The sequence below is a fragment of the Candidatus Latescibacter sp. genome (assembly GCA_030692375.1).
Classification (GTDB): Bacteria; Latescibacterota; Latescibacteria; order Latescibacterales; family Latescibacteraceae; genus JAUYCD01.
In genome coordinates this window covers 1-25,491 of record JAUYCD010000172.1, presented here as the reverse complement: position 1 = coordinate 25,491, position 25,491 = coordinate 1, and the positions used below count along the sequence as shown (strand labels likewise).

Genomic DNA, 25,491 nt, shown 5'->3' with positions numbered 1-25,491 from the left:
TTGCATAAGCTGTGAAAATACCGTATTTCTAATCATGGGCAATCCTCCTGTTCTGTATCGATTAATGGTATTTGTCTACCTAAATATATACAGAATAAGGACATTGCCCATTTCTATTTTATTTTAACCGGACACTACTGTCGTCATGTATAGTCTAAATGAGAAAAATTGAGATTGAAACAGGCAGAGCTTGCAAAAACCTCAAATCTCTCATATTTTGTAGCAAAACCTGTCACAAAAAAAACAAATCACACAAAGGAGAACCCCTTGAAAGCTTCCGAAGGTATCCATATCGTAGGCAGCGGCCGTAACGGCATCGCAATCTCGAACATGTTCGACTCCCATGTCTATCTCCTGGAAAATCCCGGCGGCCATGTCATGATCGACGCCGGCGTGGGTCTAGAGGTCGACCGCATAACCGAAAACATCCGCCGGGAAGGCTTCGATCCTAAGGAAATAGGTCACCTGTTCATGACCCATGTTCATTCCGACCATGCCGGCGGCTGCGCGGAGCTTAAGAAGCGGCTGGGCCTCAAGGTGTATATTTCCAAAGCCGAAGCGCCGCTCCTGCGCACCGGCGATGAGCTTGGGCTGGCGCTCGATGTGGCAAAGCGCGATGGATTTTACCCTCCCGACTATTTCTTTCCGGGCTGCGAGCCTGATGTCGAGCTGGCCGGGGGCGAAAAATTCACGTTCGATGCGTTCACCCTGGAAGCCATCCATGTCCCCGGGCATTCGCCCGGTTCCACCTGCTACCTGGTGAAAATCGGAAGCCGGGTCTGCCTTTTCAGCGGCGATGTAGTCGTCCACGGCGGCAAGCTCATGTTCCTTAACTGCGTAGGCTCCGATATGGCGGATATGCGCCGCTCCATGCCGAAATTGGCCAATCTCGGAGTCCAGGAGTTCTATCCGGGGCATGGCTGCATCGCGCTTTCCAACGGCCAGAATCATATCAATACCGCCATCGAGGGACTGCGTCATCTGGTTCCTCCTCCCAACGCTTTGTAAAGGATTTCCCATGATCGATGAAATCTGGAAGAAACGCTTGCCTTTACAGCTTGGTTTTGTCGATGAACAGCTCGGTGCGCTGGAAAATGTACCCCGTATGCCCCATAGACATGCAGCGATCGATAAGCTCACGGGAGATCGGTTCCGTCCACTGGTGTCCCTTGATGATGGGGTAGGAGGGAATCCCTTTGGTGTTCAGCATCGCTATGTGCTGCAGCTCGTGTGTCCAGAGCGCCAGGGTGGCTTCCTTGTTGAAAGACTCGTAAAATTCCGTATCCTTGTGGGCGGTGCTGTCCACACCGATGTGGAAATCAGCGATGCTTTTCCGCTGAATGGGGAGCTCGTCCCATCCGAAGAATTTGAGCATCGAGGTGATGGCGGTTTCCTCATCCAGCCCCGGAATCCAGGTTACCATGAGGTTGGCGAGAGCGGCGACCGCGCTTATATGCTGATAATCCAGCCAGGCCAGCGGCATGAGGCCGTCCGAGCTCCCGTTCATCATATCGTTGTAATTGTGGCCGACATACAGGGCCTGAGTCGGATTGTGGGTATCTGAGATAAGTTGGGCGCGGTTTTTGGTCGCCTTATGGATGGAATCGCGGATATTCTTCATCCTCATGCCCACACTGTCAGAACGGAAATAAAGCCAGTTAATAAATTCCCGGTCATTTGCCAGAAGCTGCATGAAATCGGTGAGCGTGTAACCCGCCCTGGCAGCCTGCTGGATCTTGGCCTTGTCCAGTTTTTTTAGATTCGCCTGGAGATTCTGGCAGGCTTTTTTCATCGCCGCAAAGTTATATCCCATCTGGCCGGCCAGCTTTTGGCAGTCCGGGCAGGCGCACCCGAAAAGATTGGTGAAAAATGCGGGATTGGCGTACCGGAAGTGAGTGACATATATGGCGTCCACATCGTAAGTCTCGGCGCCGTATGTGTATGCCTTGAGGTCCCAGTCTACCACCGAGGGCTTGTTGAAACAAACGGTGATAAGGATCTGGCATAAGGCGTACTTGATCGGGGGAAGCTCGTTGAACGCAACACCCTCGAACGTTTCCGCGCAAATCGGGCGATAGAGCTGGCCATAGTGGTGTCCGGTGTAATAAAGCCAGGCATCCATGCCGCGCCGGTGCACTTCTTCGATGGCTTTAACGAGTTGTGAATCATCGTTGTCCTTGGCCGGAGAAATCCCCATCCATCCCTTCCCCTGAAGCGGGTTCAGGGCTTTCAGCGAATCCGGCATTCTGATCCCGTTGCTCGAGACGATGATGGCGTTCACCCCGAGTTTCTGCTGGAGGGCGTCCATGTATTTGGGCTCATCGAGGATTTCACTTATGCCTGCATAACAGCCTACCAGTTTTTTCCCTTTGACTCCGGTGACAAACGGCCTGCCGGATGTTCTCGACGCCTGTCCCTCAGCCCGCCAGCCGGTTGCGCCCAAAGCCGAAGCTCCAAGCGCGGCCAGGGTTGAAGTTTTCAGAAAATCCCTGCGGTTTGTGTGTTCAAGGTGTGATGACATTAAAAAAATCTCCTTTTTGATTAGATCCTGAAACGGTTTTATCGTTCCCGCGAAGCGGCAACAAGTTCAGGATGACACATGTCATGCCGAACTTGTTTCGGCATCTTTGTGAAAGAAAATAATGCCGTTTTGACAGGAGAACAAGGAAAACTATTTTGATTTACCGGGCGGTGAAGTGTATTATTGGTGAAGACAGAAACGGGAAGAAAATTTGCGGGAAACAATTTCAAAAGGGAACTTTTTTATGAAAAACGAAACAACCCGCCGAAGGTTCATCGGCAAAGCAGTCCTTGCCGGGAGCGCTGTTGCAACAAGCGTGCAGGCCGCCAGAGCCCAGACTAAGCCCAAACTTCCCTCCACTGATCTCCTTCGCATCGGGGCGATCGCCCTCGGAGACAACAGCCATCTCAATTACGAAATCTGGGCGCCCATGATCAACCCTATCGGAAACAAATCCTGGCCGGTGGGGCGCACCACCCGCATGCTCATCACCCACTGCTGGGATCCCCGCCCAGAGCTGGCCCAGGCTTTCGCACAGAAGTATAAGTGCGAGGCGGCGGAGAATTACTATGACATGGTGGGCAAGGTGGATGGCATGATTTTCGGGGGATTCAACGAATGCAAATGGTGGCCGAAGCTAACCAAACCGTATCTGGAGGCGGGCATCCCCTGTTATATCAACCGTCCCTTCGCTTACAGCATGAAGGACGCGAAGTACATGGTGGAGCTTTCAAAAAAATATAACGCCCCCATCCTTTGCACCGACGAGCGGGAGTATACCCAGCAGGCCATCGTTGCCCGGGCAAAAATGGGCGAACTCCTGTCCCAGAAACGGACTATCATCGGCGCGCACTCAACGAATGCCGCGGGAGAGTGGTCCCAGCACGGCGTCCACGGTCTCTATTTCCTTCTGGCGGTTCTTGGCATGGATGTGGAGACCGCGGGATTCCAGGCCGACGGCTGGTGGAAGGAGAAGACCCCGACCGCGACTGTACAGCACTATGGCCAGCTCACTCTTCAGTACAGGGGTGTGAAAATAGAAGGCAAGGGCGAATCGAAACAGCCTTTTCTCGTTTCACAGATACAGCAATGGCCCCGTGCGGATGTCACCTTCCGGCTCTATCACGACCTGGGCTGGTGGGACATCGCCCATGAGCATACCGAGGGAGACAATGCCTTCGCTCGTTACTACTACCTCTTCTTCCCGACAGTGATCGCCATGCAGCGCATGTTCGAGACAAAGCAAATGCAATGGAGCCACGACTATATTCTCCAGAAGACAAAAATCTTCCTTACTGCGTTCAAATCCCACCTGGAACATAACGGTTCGATGATCCGTGTGGATGACCTCCCCGACGACTGGGAAGCGCCGAGCCCCTATGCGGACTGGATCGATGAAAGCATTTTTAAATAGTGAAAAATGATTTGATTGTTTGTCATCGATTGTATATTGTATATGTTGTATTACAATTAATTATAAGAGGTTATTTATGTATATACCTATATCAGTAAGGCTTTCGAAAGAGTTGATCAGGAAACTTGACAGAATTGCAGACGAAATGGATAAGCCCCGCTCATTTATCATTAAGAGAGTATTGGAATCATATCTTAAAGAATACTCTGATCTCCAGGCAGCCCTCTACAGACTTCAGGATACGACTGACCCAGTCATTTCGGGTAACAAGATGAGAGAATATCTTGTCAGACGGTCGAAATAATTTGCTCTCCTCTATCTTTTCTCTTTGAATATTATGTGGTCTTTGCGAGAGATAATCTTTATATGACGACATATTTTATTGTGTTTCTTTTCAAATTAGATGCCGAAACAAGTTCGGCATGACACGTGTCATCCTGAACTCGTTTCAGGATCTAAACACGCACAACATGCGCAATTATTTATGTCGTCATGTATAGTATTTGAAAGGTTACCTTATGCCAAATTCAACCCCCACGGTAGAACTCCTGAAAATCGGGGTAGTGGGAGTCGGCGAGTACAGTCACATACCCACCATCTGGGGGCCGACCATAAACCCCCTGTTCCCGGATATTTACCCTAACAGAACCACCCGTATGCTCATCACCCACTGCTGGGACTCACGGCCGGAGGTGGCGAAAGATTTCGCCTCCAAGTACAAGTGCGAAGCGGTAAAGAACTACTACGACATGGTAGACAAGGTGGACGGCATGATTTTCGGGGCGCTCTACGAGGTCAAATGGTGGCATCTTCTGACCAAACCTTACCTGGAAGCGGGCGTTCCCTGTTTCATCAACCGGCCGTTCGCCCTCTCCATGAAACACGCCCGTGATATGGTGGAAACCGCCCGCACGCACAATACTCCCATTCTCTGCACCGACGAGCGGGAGTACATCAAGGAAACCCATATTGCCCGATGGAAGGTCGAGGAGTTCCTCAAGAGCGGAAAAACCATCCTGGGCGCCAATTCGGACAATGACGCCGGAGAATATCCGGCGCATGGCGTTCACGGCCTCTATTTTCTCCTGGGGGCGCTGGGCATGGATGTCGAGCGGGTGAGCCTCCAGGCAGACGGCTGGTGGAGCGCTCCGGGGAAAGACATTACCAAAATGAACTGGGGAGTGCTGACTCTCCAGTATAACGGCATCTCCATCGAAGGGGCGGGGAAACAGACCGCACCGTTTGTGGCGACACAGCACTTCTTCCAGGGGCAGGAAGCCAATGTCGGCCTGCGTCTTTACTACAACGGCGGCTGGTGGGACCTGGTATGCAACTGGGAGAAGGGCGAGCGTCTCCACCGTCTCTACCATTTCTTCGGGCCTACGATATTCGCCATGCAGCGCATGTTCGAGACACGGAAGATGCAGTGGAGCTACGATTATATCCTGCATAAAACACGGATATTCCTCGCCGGTTTCAAATCACACCTTGAACACAAGGGTCAGATGATCCGTGTGGCGGAGCTGCCCGATGACTGGGAGGCGCCTGCCCCCAGACCGGACTGGATAAACGAGGATATATTCAAAGGATGAACAATACTGAAATAACAGGGAAAGGGAATTGCCTCCTGTGCGGTTCTGATTCTTCCGCGAGGGCGGTCGGAGAAAATACCGTATTCGGCGAACGGTATACGGTGTGCTTCTGCGAGTCCTGCGGGCTTTATTTCCTGGGCGCTCAGCCCTCGACGGCCCGGCTCGAGGAATATTACGCCAGCGAGTACTATGCAGCGCCGGAAAAGAGCGGAATCATCTATATGCTCCGCTCCCGGTTTTCACTGATGCGGGCATGGAGCCAGTATCTTTTCATGAGCCGTAACATGGACGAGAAGGGTCCCGCTTCAGAGAAAAAGGTCCTCGAAGTGGGCAGCTCGGACGGCTCTCTTCTCGCAATTTTTCGCAGGCGGGGTTGGAGAATTCGCGGATTGGAATACAGCGATTTTTCCGTCCGTAAGGCGAGGGAAGTTCATCATATCGAGCTTGAGCAGAAGAATATTATCGAACTGGACCCGGCTGAGGAGAAATTCGATCTCATCGCCCTGTCCCATGTGCTGGAACATATGACTGCTCCCATACATGTTCTGGAACACTGCAAACAGCTCCTGAAGCCGCGCGGGCGCATATTCGTGGAGCTTCCGCTGGCGCCGCTTGCACGCGAATGTACCACGGAAGAGCTCGGTCTGTACCTGAACACCACTCACCTCTACGATTTCCGGCCGGCCGCCCTTTCGAGCCTGGCGTGTAAGGCCGGTCTCAAAACCGTATCGCTCGATCGTTATTCCTATCATATCCCCGGACTGCTCGGGAAGTATTCTGCGGCGGTTGGCAGGGCGTTTATGCTCGGTGCGCTCCCGCTGTCCCGGCCGGTGGAACTCGGCGCGGTCCTCCTCGCCGCTCTCACCATGAACTTACAGTTCACCATGAAAGCAGATCCCATGATGCCGATAGACCTCCGCTCTCCCTGGCAAGGATTTGGCGATGTTTTGAGGATTATGCTGGCGGGTGAAAAATAGATTCGTTAACCCGGATTATTCACAAATTTGCTACGACATTTTCTTAACTCTTTTTTAAACAAATACTTATTATTAATTTTTAGAAGGCAGCCCCCTAAATCCCCCGAAGGGGGACTTTTCGTGGTAAAGATGGAAATGCGAAAGTGTAACTTTTTTAAAAACAGATTAAGCCTTGTATTGCAGTCTTTTAAGTCCCCCTTTGGGGGATTTAGGGGGCTGTAGTTTAACGCTCACAGAGACTAAGAGCTTGTCCGTAAGAAATTCGCAGGTTGAATCTACTCAATGCCCCCTATCCCTCGATCCCTTTCCCCCATAAATGGGGGCAAGGGAAGTAGAGACGCCGCATGCTTTTCTAGCCCCCCTGAAGGGGGGAAGGTGGCCCTGAAAGGCCAGAAGGGGGCTGCCTTAAAACGAGTGAAAATCTTTACGGATAAGTTCTAAATCTCTTTTAAATGCATAATTAGGGTTAAGAACCTATTTAATCAAAGTCAGCTTCTTCATCTCCGTAAAAGTCCCTGAATCCAGACGGTAGAAATAGATGCCGCTTGCCAGTCCTGATGCTTTCCAGGGTATGCTGTACTGTCCCGGAGGCATTACATCATTGACCAGGGTAGCTACTTCTTTTCCGAGGGAATTAAATACTTTCAGCGTCACCGTGTCCCTTTGGGCGATGGTAAAATCGATGACCGTAACCTGATTGAATGGATTGGGATAGTTCTGGGAGAGGGAAAATTCCCCGGGCATCTCCGCCTCTGCTTTGGTAACTCCTCCGTCCCCGAGAGAACTCAGAATGGAAACCCCGTCAACCTGGTAAGCATCCGGGCCAATTATAAAAACTGCCTGTGCCACAATGACTTCAGGAATGGATATATCCCGGATGCGGAAGTAATACCGCTCTCCGGAGCGGAAACCGTTGATCCCGGCGATCTGGGGATCATCTCCCCAAACAGTGATGAGAAGGTCCTGCCCTGTCCAGGTACCGGCGCCCGCGCATAGACCACCGGGAGTAAAGACTCCGATTTCATCCCCGGCCTCTATCTTTTTGCCCCTGATCATGGGAGCATGATTCGCAGAGATGTATAGAGATGCCTTATTCCCCGTAAAAGCGGTGAATTTGAACGGGGAAGCAGAAGGTTCCGATGACTGTTGGACCCCTTTCCCCGAAACCAGATAAACCCTCCCTGCCAGATTTCTCGAAAGAGGGCTTGCTGTATGGGCGCCGATGATCAGGTCCGGATAACCGTCATGGTTCAAATCGCCGGCTGCAATGAAATTACCGAGATGATCGCCTGCAAGGCCCCCGATGATGCTTGTAATACCGGGAGGCGGCGCGGCGAGATCGATCTGCTTCCCCAGACCGGTCAGGGGACCGGGGAGAATAAAGATCTTGCCGCCTAAATCCCTTCCCAGCGGGTCTGCATCGGAAGCGGTGACGACGAGTTCAGGAATACCGTCTCCGCTAAGGTCTGCGCTCAGCCCACGGGCGAGGTGATCCACGGAGTTCTCGCCGATGATACGGATGACATTGGCATTGTTTTGACGCAGGTCGATGGTCTTCAAAGCTGCCAGTCCCGATGAGCCCCGTATTACATAGGATGCGCCCGGTTCGTTTCGGCTGCTATAATCATAGCCATGGCCCGAAACGAGGATATCCCTGAATCCGTCATTATCCACATTCACCGGCGTGATGCAGAAACCGAAAAGGTCCTCGGCATTCTCACCTGCAATGGTAAGCAAACCCGTATTCATGGAAGCGATATCCAGCACCCGGGAAGGCGTCATTCCCGCAGAACCGAACACCACGTACATCGCCCCGGAATTGTTCCCCCGCGCGTCCGCAAACCACGACCCGATAATCACATCATCGAAACCGTCTCCGTTAATGTCCCCTCCGACCGCTCTCACCCCAAACCAGTCGCCTTCTTTCCCTCCGATGATTCGAAGGATGCTCTGGGGCGATTCGCGGAGATATATATCCCCGGCGGAGGAGAGGTCCTTTGAGCCGAAAAGGACGACTACTTCCCCCGATGCGTTACGGCGCAGGGGAGAAGCGGCGGGCGCCCCTAGTATCGCATCCTTAAATCCATCTCCGTTGATGTCCGCGGCAAAGGTTGTGAAACCGAACTGTTCGCCGGGAGCAATACCGTAAATCCGCACCACATTAAGGGGCGGTGTGCTGAGATCGATCTCTTTCAAAGAGCTTATATTTTTGGAGCCGAATACAATGTATGCCTTGCTCGAATTCGGGGCGCCGATGATGATATCGTCGCAGCCGTCATGGTTCACATCTCCCGCGGAAACGGAGCACCCCAGATTATCATTGGTGAGTTCCCCGCAAATTTTCAGCACCGGTACGGTGGTATTCACAAGATCGATCTGACGTGAATCAAATATCTTTTCCGAACCGAAAATCACATATACCTCTCCTGCCTGGTTTCTCCCATGCGGAGAGGCTCTCAGCGACCCGATGACCGCATCGTCAATGCCGTCCCCGTTGATATCTCCCGAACAGACCCATATTCCCGCCTGGCCGTTGGCATACTCGCCCTCGATGCTCACTATTCCTTCATAGGTTTTCGCCAGGTCAATTAAGGCAGGAAATGCCAACGATACTGATGAGAAAGCGAGGAGCAAGAGGCATGCCCATGCCGCTGTTCTGGGATATATATTCATAGCGAATTCCTTTCCAAACGATTACCGGCAATTATGTTATCTGCTATATACATTTGCCGTTTACCATTGTCAAGCTCTTTTGGGCGTTGCTTGATGAAAATCCCTCAGATTCGAAAGGCGTCCGGAACATCGGATGTCTTTTTTTTCTCGCGAGTTTCTCAGATCAATTTTTCCAAAGCATTCAAACGAGCCTCACTATATATTATAGAACGCAGCGCTGCGCGACAGTACTTTTTTGCAATCATGAAGGGAACAATTGTGGCCGAAAAACATAAAAAAACATCTCCTAAATCCCGGCCTCCTCTAACGGAAAAGAAACCGCTCGACCTGAAAAGACCCGCGCTTGCAGCGGCGGGATTTTATGTTTTCCTGGCATGTATCCTGACCTTTCCTCTCTTGTTCCGGATGAACAGCTCGGTATACGGTTTTTACGACCACGTTTCCACCGATCTCTTTGCTTCCCTGCACTACTATTTCTGGTGGATGAAGGAATCGCTGGCGGTGCTCAAGTCCTCGCCGTTCTTCAACCCGCTCTTTGCCGCGCCGTTCGGGCAGCATATGACTTTCGCCAACTTCACCGGATTCGTCATGGCGCCTTTTTCCATCATCTTCGGGTACCTGTTCAGCTATAATCTCACTATCCTGTTCAACCTGGTCATGTCGGGGCTGGGCATGTTCCTTGTCGTCCGCCATATCACGAAAAGTGCGGCGGCAGGCATGGTCGCCGGGATCGTCTATGCTTTCTGCCCCAACATGCTGGTGCGCTCCTATACCACGTTCGACTCCACCCAGGTGCAGTGGATTCCCTTCTTCACCCTTTTCGTTCTCAAGTTCGTGGAGGAACAGACATGGGGAAACGCCCTCCTGGCCGGTATGTTTCTGTCGTTCAACATACTTTTCGCCATGCCCTATTTCCTTGTCTACCTGCCGGTGCACACTGTGACGCTTCTGGCTGTCCTCGCCGGCTGGCGCATCTGGGGTGAAAAGCGGGGATTGGGAGGATTTTTCCGTGATATTATCTCTCCTGCCGCGCTTCAGGCCTGGGTGAAAACAGGAGTCACACTTGCCCTGGTGATTCTCATCTTCGGAGTTTATTATACAAAAGTGATTGGCGGAAGCAGCACAACCGGCCAGATTAATCTTCAGCGCACCACCGCAGAGCTTGCAAATCTATCGCTCAAGCCACTGGATTATTTCGTTCCGCATCCGAGGAGCGCCTTCCTCAAGGGTAATTTCAAGGAAACATACTGGGACAAGGTCGACCGTCCCGAAAAAAATTCCGACAGCGATGTCGCCTATATCGGATATGCAGCTTTGATCCTGGCGCTTGTGGGTCTGTTCAAGTCAAAAGGCGCGGCGCGCTGGTATTTCATTGCAGGATCGGCTGTTGCGTTCTGGGCGACCATGGGACCGACCCTGCTGGGGCTGCCCACTCCTTCCGGTTTCATCCACACCTACGCCCCGTTCGCCCGGAGGATCCTCCTCTTCAAGGTGTTCGTCCAGTTCGGCGCCGCCGGGCTGGCTGGTCTGGGCACAGTTTACGTCATGGAGCGTTTGAAAACGGCTCGGCAGGAGATCGCATTTCTGGCCGCTGTCGTTCTGGTCATGCTCTTTGAATACACCCTGGTTCCGCCTGCGCTTTCGGTCGATCTTTCGGTAAATCCGGAAGTGTACGAGCGGGTGAAAGCCCTGCCCGCCGCTGCGAAAATCATCGAGACGCCCGAACGGAGAATAAACGGCTACCTGTACCAGGGCTATATCTATTACCAGACCGTGCACGGGAAAGCTTTGTTCAATCCCTACATGGATGTGGTGCAGCTCAACGATATTCCGGAGCGCATCCGGCCGTTTTACCACCAGATGGAGGTCCCCCTGGAGGCCGGCGAATACTGCAATCTTGCCGCGCTCCGATGGCTGGGGATCACCCACCTGACCTATCATTTCTACATCGGCACCACTACCGTTCAGTTCTCCTCCTTCGAGGCCCGTAACCTTGCCGCCGGGAATATCGAAGGGTTGAAACGACTCTACCAGTGCGACCGCGACCCCCGTGTGGGGCTGTATCCCAGCCCCTTCGATTACACGTTCGCCGACCTGTATGAAATCACCGCCGATCCCTGCCCGGTGGCTCTCACTTTCGACTATCACAGCCCATTTGATAAAGCTTCCTCGGGGGATATTCCCACCCGGTTCGGATGGATTTCGGCGCTCCTTGACAGCAATGCGACCTTTTACTTTCCGGTGGAAAAAGACCGTTTTGTCCACCGTGTCATGCATGGGAACGGCAGGGTCGCCGCGGTCAATCTTTCGGACAAGCCGGTGGAATTTGCGCTCTCGTTCATGGGCCAGACGCCGGAAAGCCGCACTATAGAAGTGCGCGGTAAAGAAGGACAGACATTGGGAACATTCACCCTGGGGCCGCAGCCGGTTCTCTGCACGGTTGCCGGTCTTTCTCTTCCGGGAGCGGGCAAAACCGAATTCCGTATCGCTGCATCCGGGGCGCAGTACAAGTATCCCCTGGATATCGGCGGGAGAACGGTGGATCTTCCGGCTATGGCGGCGCTGAGCGATTTCCGGGTGACGGTGAAAAAGTGAAAGAAAGATGCCGAAACAAGTTCGGCATGACATTGGCGTAGCAAGAAAAGGGAATGTTTATGCCAAAAGGATACGTGTACATTCTGACAAATTTTACTCAGTCCACCCTCTACAGGAAATACAAATGTAAATATCTTGTGTATTATGAAGCTTTTGATAAAATTACCGATGCCATCGACCGTGAGAAACAATTGAAAAACTGGCATCGGGATTGGAAAATAAATTTGATAAAGAGCGCGAATCCCAATATGCTGGATTTGAGCGACGAGGTGTTTTGATAGCAGCAATGTCATGCCGAACTTGTTTCGGGGTCTAAAAGTGGAAGTAGATGCCGAAACAAGTTCGGCATGACACGGTGCATAATAATAGATGCTGAAACGGGTTCAGCATGACCGTAGCGTAGAAAGAAAAGGGATTCATCATGAGCCTGATCGATGAGCTTCCAAAAATAGTCGCCGAAGGGAAAAAAGAGGTCGAACGCATACTCGAACGCCTTTCTTCCCCAAATAAATTGACCCTTCAGACCAACGAACTGGTGCTCCCCAGCAAGGATAAATCCGGCCTCTTCCGCGGACAGGTCCCGGTTTTCAAACCCACCGCCCGCGAAAACCTCGGCGATCCTCAGTTGGAACTGGCCGGAATCCCTCACCATTCCGACCAGCAATCATTTTCCATCGATCTGGGAAGCGAATGGGTGAACCGCCTCGTCTACGGCGATAATCTACTCGTCATGCAGGCCCTCCTCGCGGGCGACCCCGCCACCGGCCTCCCATCCATGCGCGGCAAGATAGACCTTATCTACATAGACCCTCCCTTCGACAGCAAAGCAGATTACCGCACCAAAGTCACCCTCCCCGGAACTACAATCGAGCAGAAACCCACCGTCATCGAACAGGCGGCGTATTCGGATACCTGGAAAGACGGGACGGTCAGCTATCTTCAGATGATGTATCCGCGACTGGCGCTCATGCGGGAATTATTGAGCGACAAGGGGAGTATCTACGTGCATATTGATTGGCACGTGGGGCATTATGTGAAGGTGATGATGGATGAGATTTTCGGGAAAGGGAATTTTCGGGATGAAATAACTTGGAGGAAATTATCTGCGGCAAAATCACAGAGTAATTTTTTTAGTAATGTAAAAGACTCAATTCTCTTCTATTCAAAAGCAAACATTGTTTATTTCAAAGGACAGTATACTCAAAGTACCGAGGATGAAAAGAATTATCCATACATTGAAGAAAATACTGGAAGAAGATATGGTTCATTTGATTTTACTCAAAAAGGGCAAGGTCAAGAAAAAAAATTTGGTGAATTAGTTATTCCTCCTCCGTCAGGCAAACATTGGATTTGGGGACAAGACAAAATCGATGAGGGGTTGGCAAGGGGGTTGATAATCTTTACAAAAAATGGATTACCAAGAGTCAAAAGATATTTAGATGAAAAAAAAGGTAATTATTTAGGAGATCTTTGGTCTGAAGAAAGTATTTGGGAATATGATGAAACATCTCCACTATCAGCAAATAGTTCCGAAAGATTAAGCTATGATACTCAAAAACCCGAAGGGCTTTTAAGAAGAATAATTGATGCTTCATGTCCTGAAGGAAATCTAGTCGCCGATTTCTTCTCCGGTTCCGGCACCACGGGTGCGGTCGCCGAAAAGTTAGGCCGCCGCTGGGTCATGTCCGACATCGGCAAACCTGCCATCATGATCACCCGCAAACGGCTCATCGACCAGAATGCCAAGCCGTTTTTCTATCAATCAATCGGGGACTACCAGAAGGAAGCGTTCACATCAAGCCGTCTTTTCCGACGGATTGGCGACCTGGCGCAGGTGGTGCTCAGCCTCTACGGCGCTATTCCGTTCCCGGACGAGGACAACCCGAACCGTAACCTGGGGCATCTCAAGGGAACGAGTACGCTGGTTATGGTGGATTCCCCCTCGAAGCTTACCGGATACGCTACGCTGAAACGGGCGCAGGAACTGCGGGAAGGTTTTCTTGGAGGATGGGGCAAGGTCATTGTGCTGGGATGGAATTTTGTGTTCGATATCGCCGCCCAGATACAGGCTCTCAATGACGATAAGTTGGAAGTGCTTGTAATTCCTCCCGATCTTCTCGACAAGCTGAAAACGAAAGCCGGGTATGAAAAGCTGCTCAAGACCGGTGCGGTGCGTTTCTCCTCTCTGCAATATCTCTCCATAAAGCCTCCGAAATCACGCAGCTATTCCTCGGACATAGACGAACTGACTGTGGAACTGGACAACTATGTGCTCCTCTCGCCGGACGCCCTGCCGCTCGATGAGGAGAACAAAATTAAGCTTCAGGAAATTATGGAGAAGGACCCGCTGGCGCTGATCGAATACTGGTCGCTTGACCCGGACTATGACGGCGAGACATTCCGGAGCAAATGGCAGGATTACCGTGAGAATACCGCCAACGATTCAGACCGTTACCATGTGGTGACTGAAACGAAGCTGATGGCCCCAAAGGTGCGGGGAAAGCGGAAAATCTGTGTGAAGGCGGTAGATGTATTCGGCTTTGAGAGTGTGGTTATTCAGGAGGTGGGATAATGTCTATTGCGCTGAATACAGGGACGCGTGATGTGCCGCTCAAATTCGCCAACAGGCTGTCCCAAATGGTTAATGTCGCCTTGGAGAGCGGGGAGTTTCTGGAAAAGGCAACGCCGGTTACCCGCGACCTCCTGCGGTTCTGGTTCACCGATGCCTTCTGTCAGCAGCGGTCGGTGAATTTCCATCCCGGACAGAAACAGGCGATTCTGAACACCATTTATGCGCATGAGATAGTGAAATCTGAATCGGTGTTTGACCTGTATGCTGCGGTGGATAGCGAAATCCTTGCGGAAATGGATCTGAGCTATTTGAAAAAGGACAAGTTCAGCCACCCAAAGTACTGCATGAAAATGGCGACCGGAACAGGGAAAACATGGGTGCTCCATGCCCTCCTGATCTGGCAATATCTCAATACAAAAGATGAAAACACACCAAGCGGAAGATATTCGAAGAACTTTCTGTTGGTTGCGCCGGGATTGATTGTATATGAACGGCTCCTCGACGCCTATCTGGGAAAGGAACGCGAGGACGGATCGAGAGATTTTTTCACCTCGGATTTTAGCAGGTTCGAGAAGCTTTTCCTACCCCCGGCTTATCGCGACGAGGTTTACGGATTTATCCAGTCCAATGTGGTGAAAAAGGAAGAAATAGGGCGCAAGATTACCGGCGGCGGCCTCGTCGCGGTTACCAACTGGCACCTTCTCGCCGGAGTGGAAGAAGAGATTGAAAACAATGATTCACCGCTGGAAGACCCTTCTGCGGCGGTGAAGGAAATATTTCCAGTCGTACCCGGCACCAGCGCGGGTCACGATCTGAATGCCCTCGACAATCAGTATCTCAGCGGAGAAGAACTGGAATATCTGGCAAACCTTGAAAGCATGGTTGTGTTCAATGACGAGGCGCATCATATCCATGAGACCAAGAAAGCGGGCATTGTCTCTGAAGTGGAATGGCAGAAATCACTTGACAGAATTTCCGAAAACAAAGGCGGTCGCTTCATTCAGATAGACTTTTCTGCCACCCCCTATGATGTAACCGGGAGCGGCCCAAACCGGACAAAGCACTATTTCCCGCACATTGTAGTTGACTTTGATCTGAAGACCGCCATTCACCTGGGATTGGTGAAAACCATCGTTCTGGACAAGCGAAAAGAAATCGCGGCAATGGAGTTGGATTTCCGGGCGCTCCGGGAAAATAATAAGGTTATCGGTTTATCGGATGGCCAGAAGCTCATGCTCCGGGCTGGTTTGACCAAACTGAAAATTTTAGAGGAACAGTTCACCGGATTCACGAAAGATAAAAACGGTGTATCAGACAAGCACCCAAAAATGTTTGTCATTTGCGAAGATACCCATGTTACTCCTTTTGTGGTGGATTTTCTTGTCGATTCAGAGAATTTGAGCGAAGAAGATGTTATGCGGATTGATTCGGACAAAAAGGGTTCCATACCGGCCAAAGAATGGGTGGATGTCAAGCGCCGGTTGTTCAATATCGACAAACACGCCGAGCCCAAAGTCATTGTGTCGGTTCTCATGCTCCGCGAAGGTTTCGATGTAAACAATATCTGCGTCATAGTTCCCCTTCGGTCTTCGGAAGCTCCCATACTCCTTGAACAAACACTCGGCAGGGGGCTGCGGCAGATGTGGAGAGAGCCGGAATATCAGGGATTGAAAGAGGAAACCAGGATAAATCTTTTAAAGCGCAAGGAGGAACCTTCCAATTACCTGGATATTCTCAGCATCATCGAGCATCCGGCTTTCAGTAAATTTTACAATAATTTGTTGCAGGAGGGATTAGCCGGAGAAGCAACCGAACTGCCCAACGACCGGACAAGTGTTCTCGGTGACATTATTTCTGTCGGATTGAAAGATAACTTTACTGAATATGATTTGTTCTGGCCGATTATCGTGCAAGATAAAGAGGAAATATTGCAAGAAGCAATGCCGGGTATAGACAATCTTGCTGAATTTCATTGGTATAGTCTGGAGCAATTGAAAAATATCGCACCCAAAGAGGGGGAAACCTTTTTCTCAGAGGAATTAACCGTTCAGACCCGTTTCGGTGATTATAAGGTAACCACCGATCTCTTCACCGCACAGAGTTACAATGAATTCCTGTCAAAGTTATTAAAAAACGTTACAACTACCATCGTCAAAGTCTCTCAAAGGAGTTATAAATATTTCCCTGTCATGCAGATACACCAGGTTACTTTACTGAAAGTAATTGACTTATTCATCAGGACCAAATTATTTGGCCAGGAATTTAATCCTCTCGAGGATAATAATTGGAGAGTATTGCTATTATCGAAAACCGGCATCACGGAACACATTGTAAAAGAAATCAGCAAAACGATTTATGAAATGCAGAACAACATTGATGTTCATGATGCTAAAGTGGTGAAAAGGTATTTCTCCGAAGTTGACCAACTGAAGATGCGAGAACAGTTTTCTGTTGAAGTCAGCAAGTCAATTTATGCTAAATTGCCGTACCCCTCAAACAAGGGTGAATATGAACGGACTTTTATTATTGCCTGTGACCGCGACAGCAGCGTGAAGTCATTTGTGAAGATCAGTGAATATTCGCATGATTTTGCTCACCTGAATTATATTAGGAATGACGGCATTCTTTCTTTCTACTTTCCCGATTTCATGGTAAAAACAAATGACACTATATTTCTGGTTGAAACAAAAGCGCAGAAAGATGTACGGGATGAAAATGTTCGCCAGAAAGAAAAGGGGGCGCTGGATTGGATAAAGAAAATTAATGAGTGCAATCCAGAAGCCCGTGACAAACGGATATGGATATATACTTTAGTGGGACAAAATACGTTCGATAGTTTGTATAATAAGGGTGCTTCAATTCAGGAGATGCTCAACTATGCCAAATTAACCCGCCAGAGTGTGGAAGGTACATTGTTTTAGAAAAGGCGATGTCATGCCGAACTTGTTTCGGCATCTTTTAGAGTATAGAGTTACATTATCTGTAACACCACACACAAATATCAAAGGAGGAACATCATGGTTCGAATTTCCAGGAGAAACGTTTTGAAGAGCGGCGCAATGATTGCCGCTGGAACCGCCGCTTTGGGTACGGGAGTAAGGTATGTCGATGCCGCCGACCGCGCCGGATCGAAGTACAACTGGGGGCATACCATGGACTTCGGGGAGCAGTACTATGTCCGTATCTCCGAAATCCTTGAGAACATCCAGCGCAACGAGATGAATCTGATAGGAGAGCTTTCCAGCCGTATGGCAGATGCCATCAAAAAAGGCGGTAATGTCTGGTACGACGCTTACGTGGGGCACATGGGAAACATCGAGTGCCTGGAAGAAAACAGGGGGAATCCGAAGATTTTCAAGAGCAATCCCAAGAGCATCAATTTTGACCAGATGAAATCCGGCGATGTGCTGGTGACAAACAGTGTCAATGAAAGAGTACGCAAAGCCCGTGACAGCGGAGTATATGTTGTCGGAGTCCCCGTGAATTATGTGGACAACGAATGGACTCCGCGCGGGTTTGTTACTCCGAATGCAAACAACTGGCTTCTCGGAGACACATCCAGCGTCATCCTCCAGAGTTATATCCCCTATACCCAGGGTATCATTGATATACCCGAGGTTCCCGAGATGAAAATCTGTCCCAGCTCGGCCAATTCGGTGTGTTCGATCTTCTGGATGTTCCAGTGCGAGGTGGCCAACAAGCTCAAAGCAAAGAACCCGAAACCGATAGACAAATCGGCGGAATACATGAACACGGTCCTCGGACGCCTGCATGAAGCATACCGTCTCCAAAAGGAGTACATGTTCGATAACGCGCCAACAGTGGCAAAGCTGATCGGCAACGGGGGATACTACCATGTTACCAGCGACCATGGCGGAGTACAGAGCGAAGCCAACGGTGTAGCCATGGGTCCCATGATGACCAACGCCTTCCGTGGCAAGGCGAAAAAGGGTGATGTGCATCTCCTGGCCACCATCGAGTCTGACTCCAAGAGGATAGTCGATGAGGCGAAGAAAGCCAAGGATATGGGAATGTTCGTGGTTTCCATCGCTCCGGGAAGCTCCCTCCAGATTCGTCGGTACAGCGACGTGTTCATCGACAACCTTGGGCCGGAAGGCGGCGGGCTTCTGGAAATCCCCGGATTCCCGGAAAAAGTGGGCGTGGTGAACGGAGTCATGAACAACATGCTCATGTGGATTTTCACCGGGCAGTTCATCGACGAGATGGTGCGCCGCGGGTGGGTGCCCTGGTTCTGGATGGGATTCTATCAAGCCGGCGGCAGGGAATACGATGACGCGATAAAGCAGTTCTTCCAGAAGCAGGGATTTTAAAAACAGGAGACAGGAGACAGAATAAAAGATGCTTGTCTGAACCATGATTTTTGGGATTAAAGGATTACCATGATGAATCAATCTATACATGACGACATAAATAATTGCGCATGTTTTGAGTGTTTAGATCCTGAAACGAGTTCAGGATGACATGTGTCATGCCGAACTTGTTGCCGCTTCGCGGGAACGATGCAAGCGCAGCGCATCTTTTAGCAACCGTTTCGGCATCTATTTTTGAAAAGAAATGCAATAAAATATGTCGTCATGTATAACAATCATGCCAATCGTTAAATCATGCGAATCATGGTTCAGACAATCTTTCAGAAAAATGCTCATACCTGAGGAGATAGAATGCCAAAATTCTCAAGAAGAAACATACTCAAAGGCGGCGCCGTTCTCGCCGCCGGAGCGGCGGCCATGGGAAGCGGCGTACGCTCTGTCGATGCCGCAGACCGCGCCGGTGCCAGGTATAACTGGGGACATACCATGGCGTTCGGCGAGCAGTATTACGGGCGCATCGCCGAAATGCTGGAGAGCATCCGGCAGAACGAAATGAAGCTCATCGGGGATATTTCCTCCCGGATGGCCGAAACGCTCAAGAAGGGCGGAAATGTCTTTATGCATGCCCAGGCCGGCCACATGGGGTACATCGAGTTCAAAGAAGAAAACAAGGGAAATCCCCGTATTCTGAAAAGCAGCACCGTCTGGAACGGCGGCGATTATGACAAAATGAAACCGGGCGATGTCCTCATGACCAATTATGTCAACGAGAACGTCCGCAAGGCCCGCGACAGCGGAGTGTATGTGGTCGGAGTGCCGGTGTGTTATGTAGACAACGAATGGGCGCCGCGCGGCTTTGTAAATCCCAATCCCAACGACTGGCTCCTCGGGGATGTTTCCAGCGTCATCCTCCAGAGCTACATTCCTTATACCCAGGGCATCATAGACTGCCCGGAAATCCCGGAGATGAAACTCTGCCCCAGCGCGGCAAGTGTGCTCTGCTCGCTTTTCTGGATGTTCCAGGGTGAGACGGCCAACAAGTTCAAGAACAAAAATGCCAGGCCGGTGGATAAGTCCGCCGAATTCCTGGACACAGTGCTCAGCCGCCTGCATGAAGGCTATCGTCTCCAGAAGGATTATATGTTCGATACTGCCGCTACAGTTGCCAAGCTTATCGGCAACGGGGGATACTACCATGTCACCAGCGACCATGGCGGAGTACAGAGTGAATCCAACGGCATCGCCATGGGTCCCAGGATGACCAACGCATTCCGGAAAAACATGAAGAAAGGGGATGTACATCTCCTGGCCACCATAGAGCCTGATTCCCAGAAAATCATCGACGAGGCGAAGAAGGCCAGAGAGATGGGAATGTTCGTGGTCGCCATCGCTCCGGCCAACTCCCTCAAGATTCGGTTCTACAGCGATGTGTTCATCGACAACCTCAGCCCGGAGGGCGGAGGATTCCTGCAGATTCCGGGATTCCCGGAGAAAGTAGGCACTGTCGGCGGGATCGTGAACAATATGCTCATGTGGATTTTCACCGGGCAGTTCGTGGATGAGATGGTCCGCCGCGGCTGGGTGCCCTGGTTTGCGATAGGCGGATATACGGTGGGCAGCGCCGCCTATAACAAAGCGATGGAGCAGTTTTTCCGGAAACAGGGATATTAGAAAACAGGAGACAGGAGACAGGAGTCAGAAGAAAAGATAAGGATGAAGGATCCAAAATGTCTGAACCATGATTTGTGGGATTAACGGATTACCATGATGAATCAATCTAAAGATCAGGCCAATCATGGAATCAAGTGAATCATGGTTCAGACATGCTTCGAAGTAATTTATCGTAATTTTTAGTGAGATTCACCTTCTTTGATATCCACAATATGTCTCTGCGATAAAAATAATTTTTCGGGAGTTCTCATGTTTATAGACGAAGCGCGGATATTTGTAAAAGCAGGTTCAGGCGGCAACGGGGTGGTTTCTTTTCGACGTGAGAAATTTGTTCCTCACGGCGGCCCGGACGGCGGGGACGGCGGGGACGGCGGCGATGTGATCCTGGCGGTGGATATGAATGAGAATACCCTTATACGATACAAGTTCAGCCAGCGTTTCCATGTCGAATCGGGGAATCATGGAGAGGGAGCGAAAAAACATGGCCAGAACGGTGAGAGCATAATCATCCCGGTTCCCCTGGGTACCATAGCTCGCAACGAGGCAACCGGAGAAATCATCGCCGATTTATCTGAGCCGGGGGATCGGATCGTGGCTGCAAAAGGGGGACGCGGCGGTCGGGGCAACGCCCGGTTCGCAACCGCCACCAACCAGGCGCCGCGCCGTGCAGACAAGGGGTTTCCCGGCGAGGAACGGACCATTCTCCTTGAGCTGAAACTCCTGGCGGATGTAGGTTTGGTGGGGCTTCCCAATGCCGGGAAGTCGACCCTTATTTCCAGGGTTTCTTCGGCCCATCCCAAGATTGCGGATTACCCGTTTACCACCCTTTTGCCCATACTGGGGATTGTCACCTACGGCGAGGGAAAGAGCTTTGTCATGGCAGACATTCCGGGAATCATAGAGGGCGCCCATGAAGGTAAGGGATTGGGACTTCGGTTTCTCCGCCACATCGAGCGGACGAAAATCCTGTTGTTCCTGATAGACTGTACCCATGAAGACCCGGTGGATGAATATCGGAAACTTCTGCTGGAATTGAATCTTTACAGCGAAAAATTCGTTGAAAAGCCGAAGTTTGTCTCCCTGACCAAAATCGATCTTCTCCCTTCCGACGAGACGGTGAAGATACCGGATTTTGGCGATGGTGTGGATGCAGCAGCCATTTCTGCGGTGAAAGGCCAGGGAGTTGCCGGACTGGTCTACCGCCTGGGAAGCGTTTTAGAAAAGATGAAAAGATAGCCTAGCGAACTTTGCGAGAGATATTCTTTTTCTTTATTCGGTTATGTCGTTAAGTAAGCTAAGGTGATCATCCGAAAGATTAATCCCCCCTACCCCCCTTATTAAGGGGGAAAAAGAAAATTGTTCCTATTACTATGCAAACATTTATTAGTTTTTGACAGAACCCTCTCCCTAAATTCCCCCCTTAATAAGGGGGGATGCCGAAGGCAGGGGGGATTTTAAAGACACAGGAACACTCAATTTCTCTTATTTACTGTATGTTGCTTACTTAACGACATAATCGAATTCTTTTATTCTGGATTCTGACTTCTGACTTCTGGATTCTATCATTGCTATGACTGAGGAACAGGAAGACATTCTCTCCCTGTTTGGCGTTCCGGGTATCGGAGCTAAGACCTTCGCCAAACTGACGGGTATTTTCGGATCTGCCGGAGCCGTGTTTTTAGCTTCGGACCGGGACCTTCTTGCAGTTGAGGGTATCGGGCCGGTGCTGCTCCGGAATCTCCGTACCCTTGACTGTAAGAAACTGGTCGGCGAGCAGAAAAAAATCATGGATAAGGTCGGCGCAGTCATGCTGACCCGTCAGGACCCGGATTATCCGCCGCAGCTCAATATTTTTCCTTCGGCGCCGCCTGTTCTGTTCGTTCGCGGAGATACGAAAGCGCTTCAACTTCCGGCTCTGGCGTTTGTCGGGACGAGAAAACCATCCTCCTGGGGAGTGTCGATGACGGGGAAACTCGCCTCCGGTGCGGCTCATGCCGGGTACTGTGTGGTGAGCGGGATGGCCGCGGGCATCGATTCCGCCGCTCACCGTGCAGCGCTGGAAGAAAACGGGAAAACGGCTGCGGTTTTCGGCTGCGGTGCGGACATTATCTACCCGCCGGAAAACAAGAGACTATCGGAGGAGATTGTCCGTTCCGGCTGCCTTTTAAGCCACTTTCTCATGGGCACACAGTGCAGTCCGGGAAATTTTCCCGCTCGCAACGCGGTGATTGTGGGGCTGTCACTGGGCACGATTGTAGTGGAAGCCCCCAGGAAAAGCGGGGCGCTTATTACCGCCGATCTGACTCTCCGGGCAAAACGTCCGCTGTTCACTGTGCCGGGCAACGCCGATTCCCCGACCAGCGAGGGAACCAATAATCTCCTGGCCGGGGGCGCCCATCCTATTTCCAGGATAGAACATATTATCAGTGTCCTGGGGCATTCCCTGCCCCCCGACATGCGCAGTGAAAAAAAAGTGGCTCAGGCAGTGAAACGTCCCCTTCCTCCCGGCCTTGGGGGGAAGATTATTGAATCACTCGCAAGCGGCCCACTGCAGGTCGAAGCCCTATGCAGCAGGCTCGGTGAACCGGTGCAGAACATTCTGAACGAGCTTACCCTCCTTGAAATGGACGGTTTCGTTCGGCAAAAACCCGGAAAGGTATTCGAGAAAAATTGAGTCATGAAAGGAACTGTTGTTGCCTGATAAAGAGCTTTTGATTGCCATGTACCGGAAAATCCGTCTGATACGGCGTTTTGAGGAGACCGGCATGGAAATGTACCGTCGTGGTTTCATACGCGGGTACTTTCACTCCTACATCGGGGAGGAAGCGGTGGCGGTAGGGGCGTGCTCCGCCCTGCGGTCCGATGATTATATCGTCTCCACCCATCGCGGCCACGGCCACTGTATTGCGAAAGGGGCCGATGTGAAACGCATGATGGCGGAGCTTTTCGGAAAAGCCGCCGGTTATTCCAGGGGAAGGGGCGGCTCCATGCATATCTCGGACAGGGTCACCGGGAATATCGGAGCAAACGGCATAGTGGGCGGAGGCATTCCCCTTGCGGTGGGTGTGGGAATGGGGATACGGCAGGAAAAGTCCGACCGTGTGGTGGTATGTTTTTTCGGCGACGGCGCTTCCAACAACGGGGTCTTCGGCGAATCGCTCAACCTGGCGGCAATTTACCGGCTTCCGGTCATATTCATGCTCGAGAATAACTGCTATGCCGCAACCACTCCCGTTCAGGAGACCGCTGTTTGTGCAGACCTGTCAGAGCGGGGCTGCGGCTACGGAGTCGCACGGAAGAGTATATTCGGGAATGATCCAGTCGAGGTATACCGGACGGTTCAGGAGGGGGTGGTGAAAGCGCGCGCCGGGGAAGGTCCCTCCCTCATCGAGGCCAAAACATACCGTCATTACGGCCACCATGTCCGAGACAAGGGAACCTATATGCCCCCTGAAGAGCTGAAGTTCTGGAAATCCAGGGATCCACTGCTTATTGTTTCCCGTTTTCTCCGGGATGCCGGTTTTGACGACGGGACAGCACAAGCAATCGACCGGGAGATCGAAAAGGAGATCGAAAGCGCAGTCGCCTTTGCCGAGAATTCGCCGGAGCCGCCGGTTGATGAGTTTCTGAGAGAAATACAGATATATGAATAAGGACAGGAGACAGAAGTCAGAAGACAGAATAAAAGATTTACTCTCGCAAAGAGCGCAAAGTTCGCTAAGGAAGAAAAGCAAAAAGGGGAAAGAAAATTTAGACAGGATTAACATGATTCACAGGATTAGAAGAAAACAAGAAATAAAATCTTGTTAAATCTTGTAAATCCTGTCAAAAAAGAAGTGCACCTAAAGCTGTTATCATTTATAAATCGAAGGTTTCAATATATAGAAATTAGGAGTAAGTGTGCCGAGAAAGCTGTTGTACCGTGAAGCGCTGAATGAAGCCATCCGTGAAGAGATGCGCCGGGATGACCGGGTATTCATCCTGGGGCAGGGAATAGCGGTGCGCGGCGGGTCGTATGGAGTCACCCGCACCCTTCTGGAAGAATTCGGCCCCGGGCGGGTTATCGACACCCCCATAGCTGAAGCTTCGGTGACCGGCATGGCTGTCGGAGCGGCCATTCAGGGGAAACGACCGATTGTGGAGATCATGTCCATCGATTTCACCACCCTGGCTTTGGATATGATGGTCAACCAGGCGGCCAAGTACCCGTTCATCACCGGCGGCAAAGTTCCCCTGGTATTCCGAACCCAGGGGGGCGCGGATCACGGCCTCTCCATCCAGCACAGCCAGTCGCTCGAAGCCTTCTTCTATCATATCCCCGGATTGAAAGTGGTCATGCCTTCGACTCCCCGCGATGCCAAAGGGCTTTTGAAAACCGCCATCAGGGACGATTCTCCGGTGGTGTTCATTGAGCACAAGCTCCTTTACGAAACGGAAGGCGAGGTTCCGGAAGAGGACTATACCATACCTTTCGGAGAGGCTGCTCTGCGCCGTGAGGGAACGGACTGCACCCTGGTAAGTTACTCACTTATGGCGTTGAAATCTCTGGAAGCGGCGGAAATTCTCGCACATGAAGGCATTTCCTGCGATGTCCTGGATCTCCGAACCCTGGTGCCTCTGGACCGTAAAGCCATACTGGATTCGGTGAAAAAGACCGGAAGGCTGGTGGTGGTGAACGAAGCGGTGAAAAGGGGATCGGTGGCTTCCGACATCGCGGCTTTCGCGGCCGAGGAAGCATTTATGTATCTTAAAGCGCCTATCATGAGGGTATCCGGCAAAATCACTCCTATACCTTACAATGCCGCACTCGAGAACGCCTGCGTCCCGGATGCCGGAGAGATTGTTGCGGCGGTGAAGAAGTTGATGGAATACCGGTCTGAACCGTGATTCGCTCGACAGGATTAACTTGATTTAGATTAATTCGGTTATGTCGTTAAGTCAGCAACATACAGTAAATATGTGAAATTGAGTGCTCCTGTGTCTTTAAATATCCCCCCTGCCTTCGGCATCCCCCCTTATTAAGGGGGGAATTTAGGGAGAGGGTCTGTCAAATCCTAATAAATGTCTATATAGAAATAGGAACAATTTTCTTTTTCCCCCCTTAATAAGACGAGGGCGACAAAAGTAAAAAACTTTTATTCAACT

At 51.0% G+C, this 25,491-nt stretch carries 17 protein-coding genes; 15 read left to right on the top strand and 2 right to left on the bottom strand.

All coding sequences use genetic code 11. The features are described 5' to 3' along the window. Window positions 1-267 precede the first annotated feature (267 nt). Window positions 268-1,008, top strand: coding sequence for an MBL fold metallo-hydrolase (locus Q8O92_10490; GenBank protein ID MDP2983743.1), 741 nt, complete (start codon window positions 268-270; stop codon window positions 1,006-1,008). Between the two features lie 43 nt (window positions 1,009-1,051). Here the strand turns inward: Q8O92_10490 and Q8O92_10485 are convergent, their stop codons facing one another. After that, the gene (locus Q8O92_10485; GenBank protein ID MDP2983742.1) at window positions 1,052-2,521 is read right to left on the bottom strand and encodes a twin-arginine translocation signal domain-containing protein; all 1,470 of its coding nucleotides are present in this window, start codon (window positions 2,519-2,521) and stop codon (window positions 1,052-1,054) included. Between the two features lie 244 nt (window positions 2,522-2,765). Here Q8O92_10485 and Q8O92_10480 point away from each other — a divergent pair, with 244 nt between their 5' ends. The 4 genes from Q8O92_10480 to Q8O92_10465 all read left to right on the top strand — a co-directional run bounded on the left by Q8O92_10480 (window position 2,766) and on the right by Q8O92_10465 (window position 6,504). Next, entirely contained in the window at window positions 2,766-3,935 is a 1,170-nt protein-coding gene (locus Q8O92_10480; GenBank protein MDP2983741.1) for a hypothetical protein, read from the top strand. Between the two features lie 76 nt (window positions 3,936-4,011). Further along, on the top strand, window positions 4,012-4,239 hold the full coding sequence (locus Q8O92_10475; GenBank protein ID MDP2983740.1) for a ribbon-helix-helix domain-containing protein: 228 nt from the start codon (window positions 4,012-4,014) through the stop codon (window positions 4,237-4,239). Window positions 4,240-4,453: 214 nt separating this feature from the next. Next, complete coding sequence (locus Q8O92_10470) at window positions 4,454-5,527, top strand: Gfo/Idh/MocA family oxidoreductase (GenBank protein ID MDP2983739.1); 1,074 nt, start codon at window positions 4,454-4,456, stop codon at window positions 5,525-5,527. Then, the gene (locus Q8O92_10465) at window positions 5,524-6,504 is read left to right on the top strand and encodes a class I SAM-dependent methyltransferase (protein ID MDP2983738.1); all 981 of its coding nucleotides are present in this window, start codon (window positions 5,524-5,526) and stop codon (window positions 6,502-6,504) included. The genes Q8O92_10470 and Q8O92_10465 overlap by 4 nt, the downstream gene beginning before the upstream one ends. Window positions 6,505-6,978: 474 nt before the next feature. On the opposite strand, the gene Q8O92_10460 is transcribed toward Q8O92_10465, so the two are convergent. Then, window positions 6,979-9,177, bottom strand: a complete 2,199-nt coding sequence (locus Q8O92_10460; protein MDP2983737.1) for a T9SS type A sorting domain-containing protein — start codon at window positions 9,175-9,177, stop codon at window positions 6,979-6,981. Between the two features lie 258 nt (window positions 9,178-9,435). Between Q8O92_10460 and Q8O92_10455 the strand changes: the two genes are divergently transcribed. The 10 genes from Q8O92_10455 to Q8O92_10410 all read left to right on the top strand — a co-directional run bounded on the left by Q8O92_10455 (window position 9,436) and on the right by Q8O92_10410 (window position 25,233). After that, the gene (locus tag Q8O92_10455) at window positions 9,436-11,772 is read left to right on the top strand and encodes a hypothetical protein (protein ID MDP2983736.1); all 2,337 of its coding nucleotides are present in this window, start codon (window positions 9,436-9,438) and stop codon (window positions 11,770-11,772) included. Window positions 11,773-11,831: 59 nt separating this feature from the next. Continuing rightward, window positions 11,832-12,050, top strand: coding sequence for a GIY-YIG nuclease family protein (locus Q8O92_10450; GenBank protein ID MDP2983735.1), 219 nt, complete (start codon window positions 11,832-11,834; stop codon window positions 12,048-12,050). A gap of 143 nt (window positions 12,051-12,193) precedes the next feature. After that, complete coding sequence (locus Q8O92_10445; GenBank protein MDP2983734.1) at window positions 12,194-14,344, top strand: site-specific DNA-methyltransferase; 2,151 nt, start codon at window positions 12,194-12,196, stop codon at window positions 14,342-14,344. Beyond that, window positions 14,344-17,265: a DEAD/DEAH box helicase family protein gene (locus Q8O92_10440; GenBank protein ID MDP2983733.1), complete on the top strand. Its 2,922-nt coding sequence runs from the start codon at window positions 14,344-14,346 to the stop codon at window positions 17,263-17,265. The genes Q8O92_10445 and Q8O92_10440 overlap by 1 nt, the downstream gene beginning before the upstream one ends. A 96-nt stretch (window positions 17,266-17,361) precedes the next feature. Beyond that, window positions 17,362-18,675: a hypothetical protein gene (locus Q8O92_10435; protein MDP2983732.1), complete on the top strand. Its 1,314-nt coding sequence runs from the start codon at window positions 17,362-17,364 to the stop codon at window positions 18,673-18,675. Between the two features lie 351 nt (window positions 18,676-19,026). Then, entirely contained in the window at window positions 19,027-20,346 is a 1,320-nt protein-coding gene (locus Q8O92_10430) for a twin-arginine translocation signal domain-containing protein (GenBank protein MDP2983731.1), read from the top strand. Between the two features lie 249 nt (window positions 20,347-20,595). Further along, window positions 20,596-21,582: a GTPase ObgE gene (obgE, locus tag Q8O92_10425; GenBank protein ID MDP2983730.1), complete on the top strand. Its 987-nt coding sequence runs from the start codon at window positions 20,596-20,598 to the stop codon at window positions 21,580-21,582. 334 nt (window positions 21,583-21,916) lie between these two features. Beyond that, complete coding sequence (dprA, locus tag Q8O92_10420; protein MDP2983729.1) at window positions 21,917-23,020, top strand: DNA-processing protein DprA; 1,104 nt, start codon at window positions 21,917-21,919, stop codon at window positions 23,018-23,020. A 19-nt stretch (window positions 23,021-23,039) separates the two neighbouring features. Then, window positions 23,040-23,999 carry a thiamine pyrophosphate-dependent dehydrogenase E1 component subunit alpha gene (locus tag Q8O92_10415; protein MDP2983728.1) on the top strand — a complete coding sequence of 320 codons (960 nt, stop codon included), beginning with the start codon at window positions 23,040-23,042 and terminating at the stop codon, window positions 23,997-23,999. Between the two features lie 247 nt (window positions 24,000-24,246). Beyond that, window positions 24,247-25,233, top strand: coding sequence for an alpha-ketoacid dehydrogenase subunit beta (locus Q8O92_10410; protein ID MDP2983727.1), 987 nt, complete (start codon window positions 24,247-24,249; stop codon window positions 25,231-25,233). The last annotated feature ends 258 nt before the right edge of the window (window positions 25,234-25,491 follow it).